The sequence below is a fragment of the Aquamicrobium defluvii genome, assembly GCF_004363725.1.
In the GTDB taxonomy this organism is placed as follows: Bacteria; Pseudomonadota; Alphaproteobacteria; order Rhizobiales; family Rhizobiaceae; genus Mesorhizobium; species Mesorhizobium defluvii.
On the sequence record NZ_SNZF01000087.1, the window covers coordinates 1 to 1,283 of the forward strand.

The following is a 1,283-nucleotide window of genomic DNA, read 5'->3' on the forward strand; positions in this document are numbered from 1 at the left end:
CTGATCCACCCCCATTGAACGGGTCCACCTTGAAGTATGGTTTTGACCATGAAGGAGGACCACAATGGCAAACAAGCGACACAAGCCCGACGAGATCGTCACGAAGCTTCGGCAGGTTGAGGTTTTGCGCGGCCAAGGCATGGCGATGGCGGATGCTGTTCGCCAGATCGGCGTTTCCGAGCTGACGTTCTACCGGTGGCGTAAGCAATATGGCGGCATGAGCCGTGACCAGCTTCGGCAGTTGAAGGATCTCCAGAAGGAGAACGAACGGCTTCGCAAGGCGGTGGCCGATCTGACGCTGGACAAGCTGATCCTGACGGAGGCTGCGCGGGGAAACTTCTGAGCCCCTCGCGTCGCCGTGCCTGCATCGACCATGTTCGCTCGGTTCTGCCGAAGCGCGTGTCGGAGCGCCGGGTATGCCTCGTGCTTGGGCAGCATCGCTCCACGCAGCGGCGTATTCCTCGCGGCCGGGACGACGAGCAGCAACTGACCGAGGACATCGTCGCATTGGCCCGCCGCTATGGCCGCTATGGCTATCGCAAGATCGCCGAGCTTCTGCGCAGCCAGATGGGCTGGGTGGTCAACGACAAGCGGGTCGAGCGCATCTGGCGGCAAGAGGGGCTGAAGGTTCCAGCCAAACAACCGAAGAAAGGCCGGCTCTGGCTCGCCGACGGATCATGCATCCGCCTGCGCGCCGAGCGGCCCAACCATGTCTGGTCCTACGACTTCGTCGAGGACCGCACTCATGACGGAAGGAAGTACCGCATGCTTAACGTGATCGACGAGTTCACGCATGAGGCGCTGGCGATCCGCATCGATCGCAAGCTCAACTCCACCGACGTCATCGACGTCCTGTCCGACCTGTTCATCCTGCGCGGCGTGCCTGAGCACATCCGTTCCGACAACGGCCCGGAGTTCATCGCCACGGCCGTGCAGGACTGGATCACCGCAGTCGGGGCGAAGACCGCCTACATCGCTCCCGGCAGTCCATGGGAGAACGGCTACATCGAGAGCTTCAACGCGCGCCTGCGCGACGAACTCCTCGACGGCGAGATCTTCTACACGCTCAAAGAGGCCAGGATCATCGTGGAAAGCTGGCGGCGGCATTACAACACCGTGCGTCCGCATGGATCGCTCGGCTACAAGCCGCCGGCACCCGAGGTCTTCATCCCGGCATTCGCGCGGGCGGCCCTGCAACCCCAACCAGCAATGCCGCCCGCGCTGGCGCCGCGACCATCATTGCACTAACAATCAAATTGGACCCGTCCGTGGGGGCCGATCAC

1 protein-coding gene is annotated in these 1,283 nt (G+C 62.7%); it reads left to right on the forward strand.

Annotated elements, in window-relative coordinates:
- Positions 1-64: 64 nt before the first annotated feature.
- Positions 65-1,248, forward strand: a protein-coding gene (locus tag DES43_RS22240; protein WP_122066866.1) for an IS3 family transposase whose coding sequence is annotated in 2 segments (ribosomal slippage) — positions 65-329 and positions 329-1,248 — 1,185 coding nt in all. Because the reading frame shifts where the segments join, the coding sequence is not laid out codon by codon here.
- Positions 1,249-1,283 lie beyond the last annotated feature (35 nt).